Here is a 21388-nt window from a genome sequence, read left to right as displayed (position 1 = left end):
CCGCTCAGGCCACGACGCGGCGGACCAGGTCGGCCCAGGCGGCGTAGACCCGCTCGACGGCGAAGCCCTCGACGCGCACCTGCTGCTCCAGCACCGGCACCTCGAGCGGGGCGAGCAGGGCGGTAGCCAGCAGGGGCAGGTCGCCGCCCACCTCGAGCTCGGTGAGCAGGTGGCGCACGTGCATGGCGACGAAGGAGTACGCCGCGTAGGACCGCGTGCCCGCCCGCCCGGCGGCGCGGATGAGATCGGCGCTGAGCAGGGTGGCCTCGATCCGCGAGCGGCCGAAGGCCAGCAGCCGGTCGAGCGGGGGAGCGCCGGGCCCGAGCGGCGGCGGGCCGGAGATGACCGAGGCCTGCCAGGCGGTCTCGGAGTGGTCGAGCAGGGCCGCCATCAGACCCTCGCGGGAGTCGAAGCGGCGGAAGACGGTGCCCTTGCCGACGCCCGCCTCGGCGGCGACCGCCTCCATCGTGACCCGCTCCAGGCCACCGCACCGCCCGATCAGCCGGCCCGCGGCCTCCAGCAGGGCCGCACGGTTGCGGGCCGCGTCGGCGCGCTCGACCGGGGCGTCGTGGAGGAGGGGGAGGAGGGGCCGCTCGGTCATGGTCCGCCCAGTCTAGGGAGCCGGACCAGCCGGGTGACCGGTTCCACAGCCCGGCGGGAATGAAAACGGACTGCGGTCCGTTTAAGATCACGACCGTCCGGCACCACCGGACTGCAGACCCGCCGGCCCGCCGTCGGCACCCCACGACCCGCCCGACGGCGGGACCGACCGTCCTCCGAGGAGCACCCCATGTCCGAGACCACCACCGTCGCCGTCCTGGTCGGCAGCCTGCGCGCCGACTCCCTCAACCGTCGCCTCGCCGAGGTCCTGCGCGACCAGGCCCCCGAGGGCGTCGTGCTCGACATCGTCGACGGCCTCGCCGACCTGCCGTTCTACAACGAGGACCTCGACGCCGGCGACGCCCCCGCCGCCGCGGTCGCCCTGCGTGAGCGCGTCGCCGCGGCCGACCGGGTCCTCGCCGTCACGCCCGAGTACAACGGCACGATGCCGGCCGTGCTCAACAACGCCATCGACTGGCTCTCGCGCCCCTACGGCGCCGGCGCCATCGTGGGCAAGCCCTTCGGCGTCGTAGGCGCCACCCCCACCCCCTACGGCGGCAAGTGGGCCCACGCCGACACCGTGCGCTCCGCGGGCATCGCCGGCGCCACCGTCGTCGAGGACGTCCTCGTCTCGCAGTCGGCCCTCGAGGTCGACGTGCTCACCGACACCGAGGTGCTCGGCCGCCTCACCGGCGCCGTGCGGACCCTCGCCGCCTACCAGCCGGCCACCTCCGCGGCCTGATGCACCCGCGGGGGGACACGTCTTACTGACCGTTGAGACCACTGGCTGACAGTCGTGACGGTCAGCCAGTGGTCGCAACGGTCAGTAACATGCGGTGCGTGAGCGACCCCCGGCCCGACCCCGCCCCGCCGGTGCCCTACGCGCCGTACGGGCCGGCGGTGCCGCCGCCGGTGCGCCCGCCGGCGCCGCGCTCGCGCCCGCTCGACGTCACCGTCACGATCCTCCTGCTGCTGGTGCTGGCCATGGGCGCGCTCGTCGCGTCGTTCTTCGGGCTCTTCCTCGGGATGGTCTCCGACGGCTGCGGCGGCTCGGTGCAGTGCGACACCGGCCGCATCGGCGCCGGGATCCTCGTCGCCGCCGGCTCGCCGTGGGTCGTGCTGCTCATCGCGACCTGCTGGTCCACCGTGCGGATGGTCCGGCGCCGCGTGGCCTTCTGGGTGCCGCTGCTGGCGGTGCCGGTCTGGGCCGGTCTCCTCGCGCTGGGTGTCGCCCTGGCCGTCAGCGGCGTGCCGTCCTGAGGACGACCCCGAGGCGCTAGCGTCGGCGCATGGTCGACCTGCACGACATCCACGAGCTCACCGCCCTCGAGCAGGGCGACCTGGTCCGGCGAGGTGAGGTCTCCTCGCTGGAGCTCACCGAGCACTACCTCGACCGCGTGGCGCGCCTCGACGACGTCGGGGCCTTCGTGACCGTGACCGCCGAGCGCGCCCTCGAGCGCGCCGCCTCCCTGGGCCGCTGCGCCCCGGGCGGGACGGGGCCGTCGGGGTCGGTCTCGCGACTGTGGGGGGTGCCGACGGCGATCAAGGACCTCAACCTCACCGCCGGCGTGCCCACGACCTTCGGCTCGGCCGCCTTCGACGACTTCGTGCCCGAGGTCTCCGACGCCGTCGCCCTGGCCGTCGACGACGGTGGCCTGGTCAGCCTGGGCAAGACCAGCACCCCGGAGTTCGGGTCGCCCTGCTACACCGAGCCCGAGGGCCGACCGGCGGCCGTCACCCCGTGGGACCGCACCCGCATGGCCGGCGGCTCCTCCGGCGGCGCGGGCGCGGCCGTCGCGGCCGGTCTGGTGCCGGTGGCGCAGGGCTCCGACGGCGGTGGCTCGATCCGCATCCCGGCCTCCTGCTGCGGTCTGGTGGGCCTCAAGCCCTCGCGCGGTCGCGTGAGCGGCTTCCCGATGTACGGCGACCCCGTGGGCCTCGCGGTGGCCGGCCCGCTGGCGCGCACGGTGCGCGACGCCGCCGCGCTGCTCGACGTGCTCGAGGGGCACCGGGTGGGCGACCCCTTCTGGGCGGCGCCCCCGCAGACGACCTTCCTGGAGGCCTGCGACCGGCAGCCGGGGCGGCTGCGCATCGCCCGCTTCGTGGCGCCGGTGATCGCCGACGTGCCGGTCGACGCCTCCAGCGTGAGCGCCTGGGAGGACGCCTCGCGGCTGCTGGAGTCACTGGGCCACGACGTCGTCGACGTGCCCGTGCCGCTGCCTCCCGAGGCGGTGCCGGTCTTCGAGACCTGCTGGGCCGTGCTCACCGCGCTGTCGGCCGCACCGGCCGGCCGCGAGGCGCTGCTGCGCCCGCTGACCCGGTGGCTCACCGAGCGCGGCCACGCGGTCAGCGGCCCCCAGCTCGGCCTGGCGATCGGCGCGATGCGCCGCCACGCCGCCAACGCCCTCGCCGCCCTGGCCCCCTACGACGCCGTGCTCACCCCGACGCTGGCCACCCCGCCGCTGCCGGTCGGCGCGATCCGCGACGACGCCGACCCCGCCGCCGACTTCGCCGCGCAGAAGGCGTTCACCCCCTGGACCTCGGCGTGGAACGTCACCGGCATGCCGGCGGTCTCGCTGCCGCTGCACTGGACCGCCGAGGGTCTGCCGGTCGGCGTCATGCTGGCCGGGCGCCCGGCCGAGGACGAGCTGTTGCTGTCGCTGGCCGCGCAGGTCGAGGCGGCCGCACCGTGGCACCACCGGCGCCCGCCGGGCTGGTGAGACAGGAGCGGATGGGTCGGGCAGGTCGGGCCGGGTTCAGACCGCCCGCTCGTCGACGCCCCACTGCTCGCGGAACTCCTCGGGGCTGAGCTCGGCGAGCTCGGTGCGCAGGTGGTGCAGGGTGTGGCTGGCGACCTCGGGGCTCTCCACGTCGATGGCCAGCACCCGGCGCCCGGAGTGTCGCTCGTGCACCTCCACCGTGCCGGCCGAGGAGCACTCCAGGGTGCCGCCGCTCAGCGCGAACCAGACGTCGAGCGCCACCACGAGGGCCCGCCGCAGCGGCGGGCGCCGGTCACCGGCCAGCGCGACGCGGTAGACCTCGTCGGCGGTCTGCGGGTCGAGGGTCAGCACCCCTCGATCCTACGGCGCCGCCGCGCACGGCCCGGCTCAGTCGTCGCCGAGCCCGCGCGCTGCGAGCGCGTCACCGGTCTCGTGGGCGCGGGCCACCACCCGCACCACGAAGGGCGTGAGGTAGGCGCGGGGGTGCCGGCCCAGGCCGCGGGCGCGGGCGGCGTCGCGCGTCTCCAGCGCCAGGGCGACGGTGCCGGGCAGGGCCTGCACGGCCAGACCGACGGTGAGGGCGACCCGCTCGGGCGGCACCCCGACGTGGCGCAGCGGGCCCGACCAGCGCACGAGCGCGTCGAGCATGGCGTTGACCGGCGTCGTGGCGGTGACCACGACCGCGGCGAGGGTGAGGGCGAGGAGGTCGACGAAGGTCTCGACGGCCTTGCCGGCGCCGTAGAAGAGGCCCTGCACGAGGGAGGCGACCAGCGCGATGAGCAGCACGCCGCGCGCGGCGGTCAGCAGCAGCGGCAGCCGCACCCGCGCCAGGAGGGCCAGGCCGAGCGCCACGGCGAGGAACAGCAGCGAGGCGGGGGCGCTGCGCACCAGCACGATGGTGAGGCTGAGCGCGCCGAGTCCGGCCAGCTTCGGGCCCACGGGCAGGCGGTGCAGCAGCGTGTCGCCGGGCTGGTGGATCGCCACCATCGACGGCTGGCTCACGAGCGCTCCGCCACGGAGGCGACGTAGTCGGCGACCCCGGCCTCGGCCGGCCCGTCGTAGCGCACGCGGGCGTCCTCCACGACGACCACGCGGTCGCAGCGCGCGGCCAGGTCGAGGTCGTGGGTCACGAGCAGCAGCTGCTGGTCGAGGCCGAGGAGCAGGTCGCCGACGCGGCGGGTGTTGGCCAGGTCGAGCAGGGTCGTCGGCTCGTCGGCCACCAGCACGGCCGGCTCGGCGGCCAGCACCCCGGCCAGCGCCAGCAGCTGCTTCTGGCCCCCCGACAGGGCGTGCACCGACACGTCGGCGTGCTGGCCGAGTCCGTAGCGCTCCAGCACCTCCAGGGCCCGGGCGCGGCGCTGTGCGCCGTTGCGCTCGTGGCGGCGCAGCGACAGCTCGACGTCCTCGACGCAGGTCGGCATCACCAGCTGGGCGGCGGGGTCGGTGAAGCAGAAGCCGACCCTGCGGCGCACGGCTCCGGCCTCACGGGCCACGTCGAGACCGTCGACGACCACGCGGCCGGAGGTGGGCTCGACCAGGCCGTTGAAGAGCCGGGCCAGGGTCGACTTGCCGGAGCCGTTGGCGCCGATCACCGCCACGCGGCGCTCGGTCAGCCGCAGGGTGGTGGGGTGCAGCACCACGCGCTCGCCGTCGGTGGTGTCGACGGTGACCGCGGCGGCGTGGAGCTCGAGGACGGGCACGGGGCGGCGCGGCGCGAGGTCAGCGACGGCCGTGCAGCAGCTGGGGGAAGGCGCGGTGCACCTCGGCGGCCACCAGGGCGACCAGTGAGGTCTTGACGACGTCGCCGATCCAGAAGGGGGCGTCGTAGCTGATCGCCTCGCGCCACGACACGTCGAAGTAGAGCTTCATGCCGACGATGCCGGCGGTGTGCAGCACGAGCGCGCTCGCGACGAAGGAGCAGGCGAAGACGACGAGGGCGCGGGTCTTGCCGCGGCGCCCGGCGACGTACTTGACCAGCACGCCGGCGGCGAGCGCGGCGAGCGGGAAGCCGACGAGGTAGCCGGCGCTGGGGCCGGTGAAGACGCCGAGCCCCGAGGAGTGCTCGGCGAAGACGGGCAGGCCCACGGCGCCGAGCACGAGGTAGAGGGTGACGGCCAGGAAGCCGCGCACCGGTCCGAGCAGGCAACCGGCCAGCATCACGCCGAAGGTCTGCAGCGTGATCGGCACGCTGGCGCCACCCACGGGGATCGCCCCGACGTAGGCGCAGGCCGAGATGAGCGCCGCGAAGGCGGCGACCAGCGCGATGCCGGTGGTCGTCGAGCGCAGCCGCGAGGAGGTCGAGCCGCCGCGTCCGTCGTACGCCGGGTCGGCGCCGGGGTGGTCGGCCGGGTGGCCGGTGGTGGTGTGGTCGGAGGCGGGAGCCGGCTGCTGCGTCGTCATGGGGTCCTCGTCGTGCGGGTGGGCCACGCCGGACGGTCGCCGGCTGAACGGCGTTCAGGTTAGGGTGGTGCGGCGTCCGTGGTCAACGCGTGCGCCGGCCGACCGAGGAGTGAGATGTCCTACCGCCGCCCCGACATCGTGGCCCGCGCCGTCGAGGTGCTCGACACCTACGGCCTCGCCGACCTCACGATGCGCCGGCTCGGCGGCGAGCTCGGGGTGCGCCCCAGCGCGCTCTACCACCACTTCGCCAGCAAGCAGACCCTGCTCGCCGCCGTGGCCGACGAGGTGCTCGCCCGCGGACGGGCCCCGCGCGACACCCCGCGCGACACCGTGCCCGACGGCTCCTGGGACGACCGTGTCGTCGCGGTCTGCACCGAGCTGCGCGAGGCGATGCTGGCCTACCGCGACGGGGCCGAGCTCGTGGCCACCGTGCACGCCTTCGGCCTCGGCGCCGCCGCCCCCGGGCGCGACCTGGCCGCCGCGCTGGCCGACAGCGGCCTCGACCCGGCCCTGGCCGGCACGGCGACGCGGACCCTGCTGCACTTCGTCTTCGGCCACACCCTCGACGAGCAGACTCACCTGCAGGCCGGCAGCGCCGGCGCCATCGAGGACCAGCCGCGGGAGCGCTCCGACTTCGCGGCGGGCCTGGGCATCGTCCTCGACGGCATCCGGCTGCGCTGTCGCGTCGCACCGCCCCCGCGGGGCTGAGGCGCCGGCTCGGGCGCCGGGCTCGGTCCGCCCTAGGGTGATCGCATGGCGGCGACGGCGGAGCACTACGCGGAGGTCCTCGAGGAGGTCGGGCTCGACACGGAGGCCACGTTCGTCGTGGTGACCGGCGCGACGCGCGAGGAGGTGGCCGAGGTGCTGGGGGTCGACCTGGGGCGCCGGGTCGCGCTGGGCGATGCCTTCGAGGAGGACCACTCCGCCTACGCCCTCCTCGAGGTCGCCGGCGGCGTGCTGGCCGCCGAGCCCACCGGCTACGCCGACCCGAGCCTCGAGGCGCTGCGACGGCTCTCGGCCGGAGGGCGCACCGCCGCGGTCGCGCGCTCCAACGTGCAGGCCCACGACCGCTTCGGCTTCGCCCGCGACGGGAGGGTGGTCTTCGACGCCGACGAGTACGTCTTCCTCGACGACCCCACCCAGGTGCCCGACGACCTCCGCCCGCTCTTCGACCGGGCCTGGATCGACCTCGACGCCGAGGACCCCGTCCCGGCGCCCGCGCCGGTCGCCCCCGCCGACGTCGCCGACGGGGAGGAGCCGACCGGTCCGCCCGACGCGCTGGCCGTGGCCCTGGCCATGGTCGAGCACGTCACCGGGGTCGAGCTGAGCGTCGAGGACCTCGACCGGCTCCAGGACGTCGAGCGCTTCTGGGTGGCCTCGCTCACCTACGAGCCGGCGCAGCAGCCGGCGGACTGACCCGGTCCCCGGCGGGCCGAGGGGTCCGCCGCGACGCGGGCCGCGCGGGGCCCGGGTGCGGACTCTGGCGCGGGCCCGGGTGCGGGCCCGCGTGCACGGTTCCGCAGTGCGCCGTGTCGGCAGAACCAGGCACGTCCGTGGTGGGACAGGGCCTCGACGCGGAGCAAACAGCAGTAACTTGGTCGAGTTAAGTCTGTTTGCGGGTCGGTCCTCGGGCGACCACCGCACCGACCAGGAAGGCCCGTCATGAGCGCTCCCACCCACACCACCGCCCCCGCCGCCACCGGCCCGACGAGCACGCGTCGCGGCCCCGCCGTACGCCCGGGGTCGCCCGAGCTGCGCGACCTCCTCGACCGCATCCGGGCCGGCGCGGCCGAGCGCGAGCTCGAGGTCGACCCGCCCCACGAGCCCCTGGCGTGGTTCAAGGAGGCCGGCCTCGGCGGGCTGCGGGTGCCGGTCGCCGAGGGCGGTGGCGGCGCCACGATGCGGGAGTTCTTCGCCACGCTCATCGCGCTGGCCGAGGCCGACTCCAACCTGGCCCACATCGTGCGCGCCCACTACTGGTTCGTCGAGCAGCAGCTCCAGACCGACGACGCCGCCGCGCGGGCCCACGGGATCGACCTCGTCACCTCGGGAGCGCTGGTCGGCAACGGCTTCAGCGAGCAGAGCGCCAAGCCGGTGGGGCTGCACTTCGACACCACGATCACCCCCGACCCCTCCGGTGACGGCGGCTTCCGGCTCGACGGCACGAAGTTCTACTCCACCGGGAGCATCTACTCCGACTACACCCAGATCTGGGCCGCGGCGCCCGAGGGCCGCATCGCCGGCGCCGTCATCCCGGTCGACCGCGCCGGGGTGACGATCGCCGACGACTGGGACGGCTTCGGCCAGCGCATGACCGGCACCGGCACCACCATCCTCGACGACGTGCGCGTCGAGCCCGGTGAGTTCTTCGACCTCGGCGAGCCCGACGGGCCCCAGGCCCCGAGCTACCAGGGCGCCTTCCTCCAGCTCTACCTGCAGGCCGTCACCGCCGGCGTGCTCCGCAGCGTGCGCAACGACGCGGTGGAGCGGGTGCGCAGCCGCACCCGCGGCTTCAGCCACGCCAACGTGCCCCAGCAGCCGCGCCACGACGCCCAGGTGCTGCAGGTGGTGGGGGAGATCTCGGCCGACGTGTTCGCCGCGGAGGCCATCGTGCTCGCCGCCGCCGACCGGCTCCAGGACGCGGTCGACTCGGTCGTCGACGGGCTGCCGACCCCCGAGGCCGCCGAGGCCGCGCAGCTGGCCGCCGCCCAGGCCAAGGTGGCCGTGGACCGGTTCTCCTACGCCACCGCCGCCCGGATCTTCGACGTCGGCGGCGCCTCGGCGACCCAGCGGGTGCACAACCTCGACCGCCACTGGCGCAACGTGCGCACCATCGCGACCCACAACCCGACCTACCTCAAGGCCTCCGCGATCGGCGACCACGAGGTCAACGGCAGCGGCTTCCCGGGCAACGCCTACTTCTGACCCGGCCGACCCCGGCGCCGGACCCGGCACCGGACCCCGCACCGTCCTCCTCCGGACACCCCTCGAGAAAGGCCCCGCCATGTCCTCGGTCGGACTGACCTTCGTCGGCGCCGCCCTCTTCGTCAACGGCCTGCTGCTCCTCGGCAGGATCGACGCGAAGGGCGCCGGCGTCTTCAACCTCTTCGTGGGAGCGCTGCAGACGGCGATCCCGTTCTTCCTCATCGCCACCGCCGACACCCCCGACGAGATCCTCGGCGCGGCCGGGATCTTCCTGTTCGGGTTCACCTACCTCTACGTCGGCATCTGCAACCTGGCCGGCTACGCCAGCACCGGCGTCGGGTGGTACTCGCTGTGGGTCGCCGTCATGGCCCTCGGCTTCGGCGTCGTCAACATCGTCCGCTTCGACGACACCCCGACCGGCCTGCTGTGGCTGCAGTGGTCGGTGCTGTGGACGCTGTTCTTCCTCGTCCTGGCCCTCGGCCGCGAGCGGCTCACCGCCCTCACCGGTTGGTTCACCCTCATCCTGGCCTTCACCACCTGCACGGTGCCGGGCTTCCTGCTCCTGCTCGGCGAGTGGGGGCGGGTGCCGACCTGGGCCGTGCTCGCCTCGATCGCCGCCACGGTGGTCGCGCTGGTCCCGCTCTCGCGCGTCGGCCTGGCCGACCCGGCGGCGTCCACCTCGGAGCCCACGGAGCCCACCGAGCCCACGGAGCCCACGGAGCCCACGGAGCCCGCAGAGCCCGCCGGGGCCTCGGGGGAGCCCGGTGTGAACGCCACCGGTGGGATCCCGGGGCGCCGTCGCGCGGAGCCGGCCGCGGTCTGAGGAGTCGGCGGCGACCACCGTCCGCCTGGGTTCGGGGCACACGGTCGCCGCCGGCGGAGCTGACCTGGTCGGTCGACGACGCGCCGTCGTCGGACGAGGGCGACGAGGTCGGCGGCGACGTGGTCTGACCCGTCGGCGGCGCTCGGGTGCGGGTGCTGGCGCGACGCCCGCCGAGGCTCCTGGCCCGACCACCGCTCGCTGGATCGCCTCAGCCGGCGGTCTCGCGCCGACCGACGTCGACGGTGGCGCCGTGCTGCTCGGCGAGCAGCACGGCGCCGGCGAGGTCGAGGCGCGTCCCGTCGAGTCTGGCCGAGGCCAGGTCGACGCCCGCGAGGTCTGCCCCGCGCAGGTCGGCGCCCGCGAGGTCGGCCTCGCGCAGGCTCGCCCCGCCCAGCTGAGAGTCGCGCAGGACCGTGCCGGTGAGGTCGGCCAGCGCGAGGTCGCTCTCGCGCAGGTCGAGCCCGGTGAGGTCGAGCCCGGCGAGCCGGGCGCCCCGCAGACCGACGGCGCGCCACTGCCCGCCGACGACCCGCATCGGCCGGGTCGTGCACGAGGCGAAGGTCGAGCCCGTCGTCTTGCAGCCCTCGAAGGTCGCGTCGAAGAGGTTGCAGCCGCGCAGCTCGCAGCCCACGAAGGCCGTGGCCACGTGCACCGAGGAGTTGAGTCGGCAGGAGTCGAAGCGGCAGCGCTCGAAGAGCGCGCCCCTCGTCGTGACCTCGGAGAGGTCGACGCCGACGAAGGCGCAGTCGACGAAGCGGGCGGCGGCGAGGTCCTCGGCGTACCAGTCCTCGCCGCGGAAGGTCCGCCCCTCCGCGCCGTCGGGCGCCTCACCCACGAGAGGTCCGGGGTGGCTGCGTCGGGGTCACCGGGGTCACGGGGCTCACCGGGCTCACCGTAGTCAGGGGTGCCGACGGCGGCCCCGACGGCAGGGTCAGCCCAGCGGCCACCAGGCCAGCCGCCGGGTCGCGCCCTGCTCCCACCACGCGAGGTCGACCCGCTCGGCGCGGCAGCGGGCGGGCAGCAGGTCACCGAGGTCGAGGCGCAGCGAGTCCTCGTCGACGTCGGGGCCGGCCAGGTCGAGGGTGAGGTGCGGGTGCAGCTCGGCGTACCGCCCCTCGTAGGGCGGGCACTGCGGGAAGGCCTCGGCCAGTCGCGCGGTGAGCTCGCGGAAGGGCCCGTCGGGCTCCGGCACGAGGTGGAGCGTGCCGTCGGGGAAGCGCGCCACCCGCTCCAGCACCACCTCGAAGGCCGCCACCGAGGCCACCACGCGCCGCACCCGCTCGGTCTCGGCGGCGTCGGGGGAGGCCAGGAACGGCCCGAGCACGGTGACGTGGGCGTGGGTGAAGCCCGGGTCGCGCGACAGGTACGCCGCGTCCTGCCGGCCGGTGAGCCCGCGCACGAACCCGTCCAGCGGCGCCACCGGCACCTGCAGCACGCTGTGTCCAGGCCACCCCACCGCGCCATCCTCCCCGTCGGGGCGGGGCCCGCCCTCAGCGGGCCACCGGGTTGACCAGCTCCCCGGCGTAGAGCAGCGAGGAGGACTGGTCGGCGAGGTCGACCATCTGCAGCGTGTTGCGCAGCTGGAGCCGATTGAGGCAGGAGTGGCGGAAGGTGGGGCGACGCAGGTCGTAGGCCGCCACGGCGTCGGCGAGCTCCGGGTGCTCCTCGGCGTGCTGGTCGAGGCAGCGCGCGACCTCGGCCCAGAAGTCGTCCTGGTCGAGCACGCCGTCGACGTGCAGGATCGCGGCGAGGTGGCGCAGCACGCCGTCGAGGACGTCGGTGTGCAGCGCGAGCGCCTTGACGTCGGGCTCGACGTCGGCGCGCACCCGCTCCACCTCGGCCGGCAGCGGACGGTCGGGGTGCATGACCGCGACCTCCTCGCCGACGTCCTTCATCAGCGCCCGCACCGGCACGTGGTCGCGCAGCACGAGCACGAGGTTCTCCCCGTGCGGCATGAAGGCCAGGTCATGGGCGAGCAGGCAGTGCACGAGCGGGCGCACGTAGGCGTGCAGGTAGCTGCGCAGCCACTCGCGCGCGTCCAGCGACGAGGCCTCGACCATCGCGGTGGCCAGCGCCCGCCCCTCGGCGTCGCGGTGCAGCAGCGAGGCCATGGTGGCCAGCCGCTCACCGGGGCCGGTCCGCGGCAGCGGGCTCTCGCGCCACAGCGCCGCGAGCATCTTGCGGTAGGGCGAGGTGGCGGTGTGGCGGTGGAAGGCGTCGCCGGTGTAGCCGACCGCCGCGCGCTCGCGCAGCACCGTGAAGCCGCAGCCGGCCAGCGTGGGGTCGCCGGCGACGAGGTCGGCCACCCAGTCGTTGATGGCGGGGGTGACGGCCATGTAGGCGGGGGAGAGGCCCCGCACGAAGCCCATGTTCTGGATGGCCAGGGCGGTCTTGACGTAGTGCCGCTCGGGGCGGTCGGTGTTGAAGAACGTGCGGATCGACTGCTGGGCCCGGTAGGCGTCGGGGCTCTCGCCGAGGTGCACGAGGTCGCGCCGGGCGAGGTCGGGGGCGAAGGTGACCGCGACCTTGCTGCGCCACTGCCAGGGGTGCAGCGGCAGGTAGGTGTAGTCGTCGGGGTCCAGGCCCAGCGCGAGCAGCCGCGCCGCGAAGCCCGCCCGCACCTCGGGGTCGAGCTCGCCGGCCCACAGCCGCTCCTCGCTGAGCCCGGCGCCCAGCGAGAGCCGGGTGACGCTGCGCCGAGCGGCCAGCCACACCAGCCGCACCGCTCGCCCGGCCTCGGGGGCGTAGGCGGTGTAGTCGTCGAGGTCGAAGCCGATGCGCCCGTTGTTGGCCACGAAGCCGGGGTGGCCCTCGGTCATCGCCGCCTCGACCTCCTGGTAGCCGGCCGCGAGCAGCTCGGCCACCGGCACCCGGCGGTGCGCGAGCTTCCAGCAGGCCGCGGCCAGGGTGCTGGCGACCTCCTCGAGGTAGGTCGGCACCAGCGCGTCGGGGATGCCGAGCACAGGGGCGAGCTCGACCACGAGCTCCTGGGCGTCGAGGGGCGCGGGCTCGCCGTCCACGCGCCGCTCGAGGCTCTCCTCCTCGATCGCCCAGTGCTCGAGGGCCAGCCGCCGCGCCCGGAAGCGGTACGCCGCCCCGCGCCCGGTCTCCAGCAGCCAGGCCGCCGGGTCGGCCGCCGCGGCCGCGTCGGGCGTGGCGGGCGTGGCACCGGGCCCGGCCCCGGGGTCGGGCACGGGGGCGATGATCCGCTCGTGGGCGTACTCCGCGATCGCCTTGGCCACCAGGTGTCGCTGTGCGACGGCGAGGTGCTCCGGGGTGAGGTGGTCGGCGGGGTCGACGGCCCGCGGGGCGGGGCCCGTCGGGTCGGCTGCGTGCCCGGTCGGGTGCCCGGTCGGGTGCCCGGTCGTGTGCTCGGTGGGGTGGGTCAGCGTCATCGGGTGGTCTCCAGTCGGGAGAGGCGGGAGGCGGCGTGGGCCTCGCGGGTGCAGAAGGACAGGGCGGCGGTCTTGCCGGGCAGGGCGACGTGGCGGGCCACGACGAAGCCGGCCTCGGCGTTGAGTGCGGCGATGGCGGTGTTGCGCACGTCGGGCTCCACCACGACGCGGCGCACCGCGGGGTCGGCGAGGCAGTGGGCCATCACCGCGGCGAGGACCGCGCGGGTCAGCCCGGGTCGCGGTGGCCCGGTGGGCGGGGCGACGAGCACGTGCATGCCCAGGTCGCCGGGCTCGAGCTCGGGCAGGTCGCGCAGGTGCGGGTCGGCGGCGGGGTCGTAGGTCTCGGCGAGGAAGGTCGGCTCCCCGTCGACACGGCCCAGCCAGGCGTCGTGGGTGGGGGAGGCGGCGATGCCGACGTACTCGACGGCCACGTCGTCGTAGGTGGCGCCCTGCATCTGCCAGAAGGCCGAGCGAGGGTGGGTGACCCAGGCGTGGAGCAGCCGCAGGGTGGCGGGGTCGAGGGGCAGCGGGCCCAGGGTCGCCCTCACCGCGTCGCTCCCTGCCCGGCGGGGGCCCGGCGCAGGTGGTCGGGCACGCCGAAGCTCTGCACGGCCACCCGCTTCTCCAGGGGGTAGACCTCGCGGCCGGTGACGGCGGCGAGGATCGCGGAGCTGCGGTAGGCGCCCATGCCGAGGTCGGGGGCGACGAACCCGTGGGTGTGCTCCTCGCCGTTCTGCACGAAGACCTCGCGGCCGGCCCGGTCGACGGCGTAGCGGGAGTCGGCGAGGTAGCGGCCGCGCTCGTCGAGACGCAGCCGGTGGCGCACGGGGTCGAGGAAGTCCGGCACGGAGGCCTCGTAGCCGGTGGCGAGCACGAGGCCCTCGGTGCGCAGCCCGAAGTCCTCGCCGGTCTCGTCGTGGCGCAGGTCGAGGTCGTAGGCCTCGCCGTCCCAGCGGGCGCCGGTGAGGGTGGTGGCGCTCACCAGCGTGGTCCGCGGTCCCGCGCCCTGCACCCGCAGCCGGTAGTGCAGGTCGGAGATCTCGTCGACCAGGTCGCCACTGATGCCCTTGTAGAGCGAGCGCTGCTCGCGCAGCAGCCGCTCGCGGGTGCCGGCGTCGAGGCCCTGGAAGTAGGCGGAGTACTCCGGCGAGGTCAGCTCGAGGGTGAGCTTGGTGTACTCCATGGGGAAGAAGCGCGGGCTGCGGGTCAGCCAGGTCAGCTCGTAGTCGTGACCGGGCGACTCGGCCAGCAGGTCGCGGTAGATCTCGGCCGCGCTCTGCCCGCTCCCGACGATCGTGATCGAGCGCTGCTGCTGCAGCCGCTGCTTGTGCGGCAGGTAGTCGGCGGAGTGCAGCGCGGGCCCGCCGGCCGCGCGCACGCTGTCGAGCACGCGCGGGCGGGTGCCGACCCCGAGCACGAGGCGGCGCCCCAGCACGGTCTCGCCGGAGGCCGTCGTCACGACGTACGCCGCGCCCGCGGCGCCGTGGGGGTCGAGCCCCTCGTGCAGCCGGTCCCTCAGCCCCGGGTGGGCGTCGAGGTCGAGGTCGTCGGTGTGCTCGACGCGCACGACGGGGCAGCCGAAGCGCACCGAGGCGAGACCCTCGGCGGCCCAGCGGCAGTAGTCGTCGTACTCGCGGCGCAGCGGGTAGAACGACTCGCGCACGTAGAAGGGGTAGAGCTGCCCGGTCTGCTTGAGGAAGTTGAGGAAGGACCACCGCGACGTCGGGTCGGCCATGGTGACCAGGTCGGCCAGGAACGGCACCTGGAGGGTCGCGTCGTCGAGCATCATGCCGGGGTGCCAGGCCAGCTCGTCGCGGGCCTCGAGGAAGACCGCGTCGAGGTCGTCGAGGGGGTCGGCGAGGCAGGCGAGGCCGAGGTTGAAGGGGCCCAGGCCGATGCCGACCAGGTCGTGCACCCGGCCGGTCGAGGGGGCGGCGGCGGTGCCGGCGGACGAGGTGGAGGCGCTCACGCGGCCACCTCCCCGAGCAGCTCCTCGGCCAGGGCGACGCAGTGGTCCACGACGCCGAGCAGGTCCTCGGTGGTGGCCATCGGGTTGAGCAGGGTCAGCTTGAGCCAGCGCCGGCCCTCCAGCGTGGTGGCCGCGACCATGCCGAGGCCGCGCTCGTAGAGCGCCGAGCGCACCAGCGGCACCAGCCGGTCGGCGGCGTCCTCGCCGAGCCCCGGCGGGCGGTAGCGGAAGACCACCGTGCTCAGCTCGGGCACGGCCGCCAGCTCGACGCGGCGGTCGGCAGCCAGGTGCTCGCCGACCTCGCGGGCCAGGCCGGTGACGGTGTCGACGTACTCCCCGATGACCTCCGGGCCCATCACGCGCAGCGTCAGCCACAGCTTGAGCGCGTCGAAGCGCCGGGTGGTCTGCAGGCTCTTGTCGACCTGGTGGGGGCTCGCCGCGCCGCCGGGGTCACGGGGGTTGAGGTAGTCGGCGTGCCACGCCACGTGGCCCAGCGTGCGCGCGTCGCGCACGAGCACGGCGCTGGAGGAGACGGGCTGGAACCACGTCTTGTGGAAGTCGACGGTGACCGAGTCGGCCCGCTCGATCCCGTCGAGGCGCCCGCGCTGGGTGGGGGAGACCAGCAGCCCCCCGCCGTACGCCGCGTCCACGTGCAGCCAGCAGCCGTGACGCTCGGTCAGGTCGGCCACCTGCGCCAGCGGGTCGATGGCGCCGAAGTCGGTCGTGCCGGCGGTGGCGACGACCGCCATCGCGGTGCGGCCCTCGGCCACCACGGCGTCGAGGGCGTCCGCCAGGCGGGCTGGGTCGAGCCGGCGGCGGGCGTCGACGCCGACGGCCACGACCGCCTCGGCGGGCAGGCCGAGCAGGCGCGCCGACTTCTGCACGCTGAAGTGGGCGTCGACCGACGCGAGCACCCGCAGGTCGGCCGGCGCCGCTCCGGCGGCGAGGGCGCGGTCGCGGGCCAGGTGGAGGGCCTGGAGGTTGGACTGCGAGCCGCCGCTGGTGAAGACCCCGTCGGGGACCGCGTCGGCGCCCGACTCGTCCTGCGAGCCGGCGGCCCAGCCGATGCGCCCCGCGGTCCACGCCACCAGGTGGCGCTCGACGAAGGTGCCGGCGACGCTCTGGTCGAAGGTGTCGAGGCTGGCGTTGACCCCGGAGACGAAGACCTCGGCCAGCAGGGCGGGGATCACCACGGGGCAGTTGAGGTGGGCGGCGTAGGTCGGCTCGTGGAACCACACCGTGTCGTCGAGCCACAGCCGGCCCATCTCCTCCAGCGCCGCCGCCGGGTCCTCGAGGGGGGCGTCGAGGTCGACGTCGAGCACCGGCTTCGCCGCCTGCGCCGGGCCGACCCCGGTCGCCGGGCCGGACACCCGGGTGAGGGCGTCGGCGAGGTGGTCGACGCCGAGGCGCATCGAGGCGACGTAGGCGTCGGCGTGGTCGGGGTGGAACAGGTGCGCCAGGGCGCGAGGGGAGGGGGGCACCGGAGATCCTTCCGAGATCAGGTCAGGTAAGGCTCACCTTAGTTAGGTTTGCCTAAGTCTGCATCTGTGGTCTCGGAGGACGAACGTCACACCGTGGCCCGGTGGTGGGGAAGGGGCCCGTCGAGACGCTCGCTGCGCTCGCTCCGCAGGGACCACGCCGGCGACCCGTCACGGTGGTTGAGGAGGGAGCGCCGGCGACCGTCTCGAAACCACCCACCCGCGCGGTGGTCGAGGAGGGAGCCCCTCGAGACGCTCGCTCAGCAGCGACCACGCCGGCGACCCGTCACGGTGGTTGAGGAGGGAGCGCCAGCGACCGTCTCGAAACCACCCACCCGCGCGGTGGTCGAGGAGGGAGCCCCTCGAGACGCTCGCTCAGCAGGCACCACGCCAGCGACCGTGTCGACACCAGCCGCAGGTGTCGTCTCCCGCCACTCCCGCGCGGTCGGTCACCGCGAGCGCTGCCGACCCCACCACGCGGGGGCGCTTCGTGTCGCCGACTGGGTCGCGCGAGAAGTGGCGGCGTACGACCGGTCGAGGACCGCCGCAGGTGTCGTCTCCCGCCACTCGCCGACGCCGCCCGCCGGGCCGACCCACGCGCCGGTCACCGGGCCCGTCACCGGGCCCGTCACAGGGCTGGTCACCGGGCTGGTCACAGGGCCGGTCGCAGGGTCGGGGACCCCGGTACGCCGGGGCCGTGCACCGCCTTCCGCGCGAGACGGTCGTCGCTGACGCTCCTCCCTCCTCGACCACCGCCGCCCACCCGGCGACGGCCGGGGCTCTCAGCCGGCGACGGCCAGCAGCCGGTCGACCTCGCCGAGCAGCCGCGCCCGCAGCGGCGCACCGCGCTCGCTGAACTCCCGCTGCGCGGCGACGTAGGCGGCCTTGCCCTCGGCGGTCTCGATGCGCACGGGTTCGAAGCCGAGGTCGGCCAGGTCGTAGGGCGCGGCGCGCATGTCGAGCTCGCGGATGTCGCGGGCCAGCTCGAAGCAGTCGGCGACGAGGTCGGAGCAGATCATCGGCGTGAGCCGGAAGGCGTGCTTGTAGAGGTCCATCCCGGCGTGCAGGCAGCCGGGCTGCTCGAAGTCGGGCCGGTCGGCGGCGCTCGGCGCGAGGGTGTTGAGCGGGGCCGCGGTGGGGGTGAAGAAGCGGAAGGCGTCGAAGTGGGTGCAGGTGATGCGGTGCGACTCCACCACCGCGTCGGTGCCCTCGCGGCCCAGGCGCAGCGGCCAGTCGTGGCGGGTCTCGTCGGCGCGGTGCACCATCGCCCACTCGTGCAGCCCGAAGCAGCCGAAGGCGGCCGGTCGCGCCGCGGTCGCGGCCAGCAGGCGGCGCAGCGCCTCGAGCAGCGGGCGCTGGGCCGCCACGTGCTCCACGCCGACGGCCGGCGGGTCCCCGGCGTACCCCTTGAGCCCGGCGTACGCCGTGGCGTCGCCCCCCAGCGCGGCTCCGAAGCCGGGGTGCCAGCGGCGCAGCTGGGCCGGGCGCTGGGAGTAGTAGGTGAAGAGGAAGTCGTGCACGGGGTGCTTGACGCTGGCCCCGCGTCGCGCGAGGTGGGGGGCGAGGAAGGCGTCGACCCGCTCGGCGTGCGCGGCGGCCCGCGCGCGCCAGGTCTCCTCGTCGAGCACGAGCGGCGGCGCGGTCGGGGTCACCGCAGGGATTATCCGCGGCCCGTCGTCGGGCGCCCAGTCGCGGGCCCGGTCGCGGGCCCGGTCGAGGCACCGCCTCGGGTTCGGCCCGGCACGGCCCGCCTCGCTAGGGTCGAGGGGTGCGCATCGCGAGATTCACCACCGGCGAAGACCCTCTCTACGGCGTCGTGACGGGGGAGGTGGACGAGTTCGGCCAGCCCGACGAGGACAGCGTCGTCGTGGCCCTGGCCGGCGACCCGCTCTACGTCGGCGTCAAGCTGCTCGACCAGGAGCACAAGCTCTCCGACGTGCGCCTGCTCGCGCCCGTCCTGCCGCGCAGCAAGGTCGTCGGCATCGGGCGCAACTACGCCGCCCACGCCGCCGAGCTGGGCCACGACCTGCCCGAGGAGCCGCTGATGTTCCTCAAGCCCAACACCAGCGTGGTAGGCCCGGGCGACCCGATCTTCTACCCCCGCCAGACCCGGGAGCTGCACTACGAGGGCGAGCTGGCCGTGGTCATCGGCCGCATCTGCCGCGACGTGCCGCCCGAGCAGGCCACCGACGTCATCCACGGCTACACCATCGCCAACGACGTGACCGCGCGCGACCTGCAGCGCTCCGACGTGCAGTTCACCCGCGCGAAGGGCTTCGACTCCTTCTGCCCGCTGGGGCCGTGGATCGAGACCGACCTCGACCCGCAGCACTTCAAGGACGGGGTGTCGGTGCAGACCTTCCTCAACGGCGAGACCGTCCAGGACGGCTCGACCGCCGACATGATCTTCGACATCCCCGCGCTGGTGGCCCACGTCTCCAGCGTCATGACGCTGCTCCCGGGCGACGTCATCCTCACCGGCACCCCCGAGGGCGTCGGTCCGATGGAGGTGGGCGACGAGGTGGAGATCTCGATCGCCGGCCTCGGCACCCTCACGAACAAGGTGGCACAGCGTTGAGCACCACGACCCCCGGCACCGACCGTCCCGTCCGCGTGCGCATGGCCCCGAGCCCCACCGGCAGCCCGCACGTCGGCCTGGTCCGCACCGCGCTCTACAACTGGGCCTTCGCGCGCCACCACGGCGGCACCTTCGTCTTCCGCATCGAGGACACCGACACCGCCCGCAACACCCAGGAGTCCTACGACGCCCTCGTCGACCTCTTCCACTGGCTCGGCCTGGGCTGGGACGAGGGTCCCGAGGTCGGCGGCGACCACGGGCCCTACCTGCAGTCGCAGCGCGGTCATCTCTACGTCGACGCCCTGGCCCGGCTGGCCGAGGCCGGGCACACCTACCGCTGCTTCTGCACCACCGAGGAGATCGACGCGCGCCGCAAGGCGTCGGGCTCGAAGATCCTGGGCTACGACCGCTTCTGCCGCGACCTGACCGGCGAGCAGGTCGCGGCCTTCGAGGCCGAGGGCCGCTCGGCCGTCGTGCGCTTCAAGATGCCCGACGGCGAGATCGCCTTCGACGACCTCGTGCGCGGTACGATCACCTTCCACTCCGACCACGTGCCCGACTACGCGCTGGCCCGGGCCAACGGCGACCCGCTCTACACGCTGGTCAACCCCGTCGACGACGCGCTCATGGAGATCACCCACGTGCTGCGCGGCGAGGACCTGCTCTCCAGTACCCCGCGCCAGATCGCGCTCTACGCCGCCCTGGCCGACGTCGGCATCGGCACGGGCGCGCCGTACTTCGGCCACCTGCCCTACGTCATGGGCCAGGGCAACAAGAAGCTCAGCAAGCGCGACCCCGAGGCCAACGCCCTGGGCTACCGCGAGGCCGGCTTCCTGCCCGAGGGCCTGCTCAACTACGTCGCCCTCCTCGGCTGGGCGATCGCCGCCGACCGTGACGTCTTCACGCTGGAGGAGATGGTCGAGGCCTTCGAGATCGGCGACGTCAACCCCAACCCCGCCCGCTTCGACCTCAAGAAGGCCGACGCGATCAACAGCTCCCACATGCGGCTGCTCTCCACCGAGGACATCGCCCACCGCGCGCTGCCCTTCCTCAAGGCCGCCGGCGTCGTGTCCGACCCGGTGGGCGACGCCGACGCGCAGCTGCTCGAGCTGGCGATGCCGCTGGTCGCCGAGCGCATCAACAAGCTCACCGAGGCCGTCGACATGCTCGGGTTCCTCTTCGTCGAGGAGGCCGACTTCACCCGCGACCCCGCCGACGTCGAGAAGCTGGTGGCCACCGACGACGGCCGCGCGGTCGTCCAGGCCTCCCACGACGCCCTGGCCGGCCTGGAGCAGTGGTCGACTGCCGCCATCCAGGAGGCGCTGCAGACGCGCCTGGTCGACGAGATGGGCCTCAAGCCCCGCCACGCCTTCGGGCCGGTGCGCGTCGCGGTGACCGGCCGCAGGGTCTCCCCGCCGCTCTTCGAGAGCCTCGAGCTGCTCGGCCGCGAGCGCGGCCTGGCCCGCCTGGAGGGGGCGCTGGGCGCGTGAGCGACCACGCCCCCGCCCGTACGCCGGAGCCGTTGGAGTACCAGCGGCTGCTGCGCGCCGGCCGGCCGGGGGCGTGGCGCCCCCTCGTCGGCGTGGTGGCCCTGGTGGCCCTCGTGCTGCTGGCCCAGGTGGTCGTCGTCTCGGTGCTCAGCGTCTACCTGCTGCTCACCGGCGTCGACGGCGCCGAGGCCTCGCGACGGCTGTCGGGCGCCGACGAGGTCACCCCGGTCTTCCTCGCCGTGGTCAACCTCGGGTGGGCCGCGGCGATCCCCGCGGCATGGCTGGTGCTGTGGAGCGTGCACCGGCTGCGGCCGGGCTGGCTGGCCTCGGTGCGACCGCGCATCCGGTGGCGCTGGTTCGCCACCTGCCTGGGGCTGGCGCTGCTGGCACTGGTGGCGACCCTGGTGGTCTCGGCCGTGCTGCCCGCCCAAGGCGGGAGCACGCAGGTCAGCGGGCAGGTCAACGACTTCTCGCGCACCACCCGCGACTTCCTGCTGGTGATCGTGCTGCTGACCCCGCTGCAGGCGGCGGGGGAGGAGTACGCGTTCCGCGGCTACCTCACCCAGGTCTGCGGCGGGCTCGTGCGCCAGCGCTGGGTCGCCGTCGTCGTGCCGGCGCTGCTGTTCGCCCTGGCCCACGGGCTGGGCCAGGACCTGCCGATCTTCTTCGACCGCTTCGCCTTCGGCCTGGTGGCGGGCGCCCTGGTGGTGCTCACCGGCGGGCTCGAGGCGGGCATCGCGATGCACGTGCTCAACAACTTCTTCGCCTACGGCCTGGCCCTGGCCTTCGGCGACATGACCTCCGCGCTCAACCCCACCGGCGGGAGCTGGTGGAGCATCCCCGTGACGCTCACGCAGTCGCTGGTCTTCCTCGCGCTGACCCTCGCCGCGGCCCGCCGGCAGGGCGTCGAGCGGGTCTCCGGACGCCTCGACTTGGTCGGCTCCAGACGTCCCGTGTAATGTTTTGTCCGGCCCGGAGACGGGCCGAGCAGCAGGTCCGACGAGCTCGGG

The 21388-nt window shown here is 74.8% G+C and carries 22 protein-coding genes; 10 read left to right on the top strand and 12 right to left on the bottom strand.

The window, feature by feature from the left end:
* Positions 1 to 4: 4 nt before the first annotated feature.
* Positions 5 to 601 (bottom strand): TetR/AcrR family transcriptional regulator, encoded by a 597-nt coding sequence (locus tag IR170_RS14385; protein ID WP_056862317.1) that lies wholly within the window; start codon positions 599 to 601, stop codon positions 5 to 7.
* A gap of 189 nt (positions 602 to 790) precedes the next feature.
* On the opposite strand from IR170_RS14385, the gene IR170_RS14380 reads away from it, so the two are divergent.
* The 3 genes from IR170_RS14380 (at position 791) to IR170_RS14370 (ending at position 3320) form a co-directional block, all read left to right on the top strand.
* Complete coding sequence (locus IR170_RS14380; protein WP_193665086.1) at positions 791 to 1342, top strand: NAD(P)H-dependent oxidoreductase; 552 nt, start codon at positions 791 to 793, stop codon at positions 1340 to 1342.
* A gap of 98 nt (positions 1343 to 1440) precedes the next feature.
* Complete coding sequence (locus IR170_RS14375; RefSeq protein ID WP_193665084.1) at positions 1441 to 1860, top strand: DUF6264 family protein; 420 nt, start codon at positions 1441 to 1443, stop codon at positions 1858 to 1860.
* Between the two features lie 29 nt (positions 1861 to 1889).
* A complete protein-coding gene (locus IR170_RS14370) occupies positions 1890 to 3320 on the top strand; it encodes an amidase (protein ID WP_227489293.1) in 1431 nt (476 codons plus the stop codon).
* A 36-nt stretch (positions 3321 to 3356) separates the two neighbouring features.
* On the opposite strand, the gene IR170_RS14365 is transcribed toward IR170_RS14370, so the two are convergent.
* The 4 genes from IR170_RS14365 to IR170_RS14350 are packed head-to-tail and all read right to left on the bottom strand — an operon-like array spanning position 3357 to position 5720.
* Complete coding sequence (locus tag IR170_RS14365; RefSeq protein ID WP_193665082.1) at positions 3357 to 3671, bottom strand: hypothetical protein; 315 nt, start codon at positions 3669 to 3671, stop codon at positions 3357 to 3359.
* Between the two features lie 36 nt (positions 3672 to 3707).
* Positions 3708 to 4322 (bottom strand): energy-coupling factor transporter transmembrane component T family protein, encoded by a 615-nt coding sequence (locus IR170_RS14360; RefSeq protein ID WP_082499906.1) that lies wholly within the window; start codon positions 4320 to 4322, stop codon positions 3708 to 3710.
* Positions 4319 to 5020: an energy-coupling factor ABC transporter ATP-binding protein gene (locus IR170_RS14355; RefSeq protein ID WP_193665080.1), complete on the bottom strand. Its 702-nt coding sequence runs from the start codon at positions 5018 to 5020 to the stop codon at positions 4319 to 4321. The genes IR170_RS14360 and IR170_RS14355 overlap by 4 nt, the downstream gene beginning before the upstream one ends.
* Before the next feature lie 19 nt (positions 5021 to 5039).
* Positions 5040 to 5720, bottom strand: a complete 681-nt coding sequence (locus IR170_RS14350) for a biotin transporter BioY (RefSeq protein ID WP_082503230.1) — start codon at positions 5718 to 5720, stop codon at positions 5040 to 5042.
* 114 nt (positions 5721 to 5834) lie between these two features.
* Between IR170_RS14350 and IR170_RS14345 the strand changes: the two genes are divergently transcribed.
* The 4 genes from IR170_RS14345 to IR170_RS14330 all read left to right on the top strand — a co-directional run bounded on the left by IR170_RS14345 (position 5835) and on the right by IR170_RS14330 (position 9468).
* A complete protein-coding gene (locus IR170_RS14345) occupies positions 5835 to 6428 on the top strand; it encodes a TetR/AcrR family transcriptional regulator C-terminal domain-containing protein (RefSeq protein WP_193665078.1) in 594 nt (197 codons plus the stop codon).
* Between the two features lie 45 nt (positions 6429 to 6473).
* Positions 6474 to 7136, top strand: coding sequence for a DUF6461 domain-containing protein (locus tag IR170_RS14340; protein ID WP_193665076.1), 663 nt, complete (start codon positions 6474 to 6476; stop codon positions 7134 to 7136).
* A gap of 246 nt (positions 7137 to 7382) precedes the next feature.
* A complete protein-coding gene (locus IR170_RS14335) occupies positions 7383 to 8645 on the top strand; it encodes an acyl-CoA dehydrogenase family protein (RefSeq protein ID WP_193665074.1) in 1263 nt (420 codons plus the stop codon).
* 79 nt (positions 8646 to 8724) lie between these two features.
* Entirely contained in the window at positions 8725 to 9468 is a 744-nt protein-coding gene (locus IR170_RS14330) for an AmiS/UreI family transporter (protein WP_193665072.1), read from the top strand.
* A gap of 208 nt (positions 9469 to 9676) precedes the next feature.
* Here IR170_RS14330 and IR170_RS20405 read toward each other — a convergent pair whose 3' ends face one another.
* The 7 genes from IR170_RS20405 to IR170_RS14295 form a co-directional block, all read right to left on the bottom strand.
* Positions 9677 to 10303, bottom strand: coding sequence for a pentapeptide repeat-containing protein (locus IR170_RS20405; RefSeq protein ID WP_193665070.1), 627 nt, complete (start codon positions 10301 to 10303; stop codon positions 9677 to 9679).
* Between the two features lie 96 nt (positions 10304 to 10399).
* Positions 10400 to 10924 (bottom strand): 2'-5' RNA ligase family protein, encoded by a 525-nt coding sequence (locus IR170_RS14320; protein WP_193665068.1) that lies wholly within the window; start codon positions 10922 to 10924, stop codon positions 10400 to 10402.
* A 34-nt stretch (positions 10925 to 10958) separates the two neighbouring features.
* Positions 10959 to 12863, bottom strand: a complete 1905-nt coding sequence (locus IR170_RS14315) for an IucA/IucC family protein (RefSeq protein ID WP_193665066.1) — start codon at positions 12861 to 12863, stop codon at positions 10959 to 10961.
* Positions 12860 to 13411 (bottom strand): GNAT family N-acetyltransferase, encoded by a 552-nt coding sequence (locus IR170_RS14310; RefSeq protein ID WP_193665065.1) that lies wholly within the window; start codon positions 13409 to 13411, stop codon positions 12860 to 12862. The genes IR170_RS14315 and IR170_RS14310 overlap by 4 nt, the downstream gene beginning before the upstream one ends.
* On the bottom strand, positions 13408 to 14832 hold the full coding sequence (locus tag IR170_RS14305) for a lysine N(6)-hydroxylase/L-ornithine N(5)-oxygenase family protein (RefSeq protein WP_319805094.1): 1425 nt from the start codon (positions 14830 to 14832) through the stop codon (positions 13408 to 13410). Before IR170_RS14305 ends, IR170_RS14310 begins: the two co-directional genes overlap by 4 nt.
* The gene (locus IR170_RS14300) at positions 14829 to 16313 is read right to left on the bottom strand and encodes a pyridoxal phosphate-dependent decarboxylase family protein (protein WP_319805093.1); all 1485 of its coding nucleotides are present in this window, start codon (positions 16311 to 16313) and stop codon (positions 14829 to 14831) included. Before IR170_RS14300 ends, IR170_RS14305 begins: the two co-directional genes overlap by 4 nt.
* A gap of 779 nt (positions 16314 to 17092) precedes the next feature.
* Positions 17093 to 17962 carry a 3-methyladenine DNA glycosylase gene (locus tag IR170_RS14295; protein WP_193665063.1) on the bottom strand — a complete coding sequence of 290 codons (870 nt, stop codon included), beginning with the start codon at positions 17960 to 17962 and terminating at the stop codon, positions 17093 to 17095.
* A gap of 116 nt (positions 17963 to 18078) precedes the next feature.
* On the opposite strand from IR170_RS14295, the gene IR170_RS14290 reads away from it, so the two are divergent.
* Genes IR170_RS14290 through IR170_RS14280 form a run of 3 tightly spaced genes read left to right on the top strand, consistent with a single transcriptional unit; the run spans position 18079 to position 21337 of the window.
* On the top strand, positions 18079 to 18888 hold the full coding sequence (locus tag IR170_RS14290; RefSeq protein ID WP_193665061.1) for a fumarylacetoacetate hydrolase family protein: 810 nt from the start codon (positions 18079 to 18081) through the stop codon (positions 18886 to 18888).
* A gap of 41 nt (positions 18889 to 18929) precedes the next feature.
* Entirely contained in the window at positions 18930 to 20378 is a 1449-nt protein-coding gene (gltX, locus tag IR170_RS14285; protein WP_193665242.1) for a glutamate--tRNA ligase, read from the top strand.
* Entirely contained in the window at positions 20375 to 21337 is a 963-nt protein-coding gene (locus tag IR170_RS14280) for a CPBP family intramembrane glutamic endopeptidase (protein WP_193665059.1), read from the top strand. The genes gltX and IR170_RS14280 overlap by 4 nt, the downstream gene beginning before the upstream one ends.
* Positions 21338 to 21388: the final 51 nt, after the last annotated feature.

The organism is Nocardioides kribbensis (assembly GCF_015070375.1).
Classification (GTDB): domain Bacteria; phylum Actinomycetota; class Actinomycetes; order Propionibacteriales; family Nocardioidaceae; genus Nocardioides; species Nocardioides kribbensis.
The sequence above is the reverse complement of the archived record's forward strand: the minus strand, read 5'-3'. Positions and strand labels throughout refer to the sequence as shown.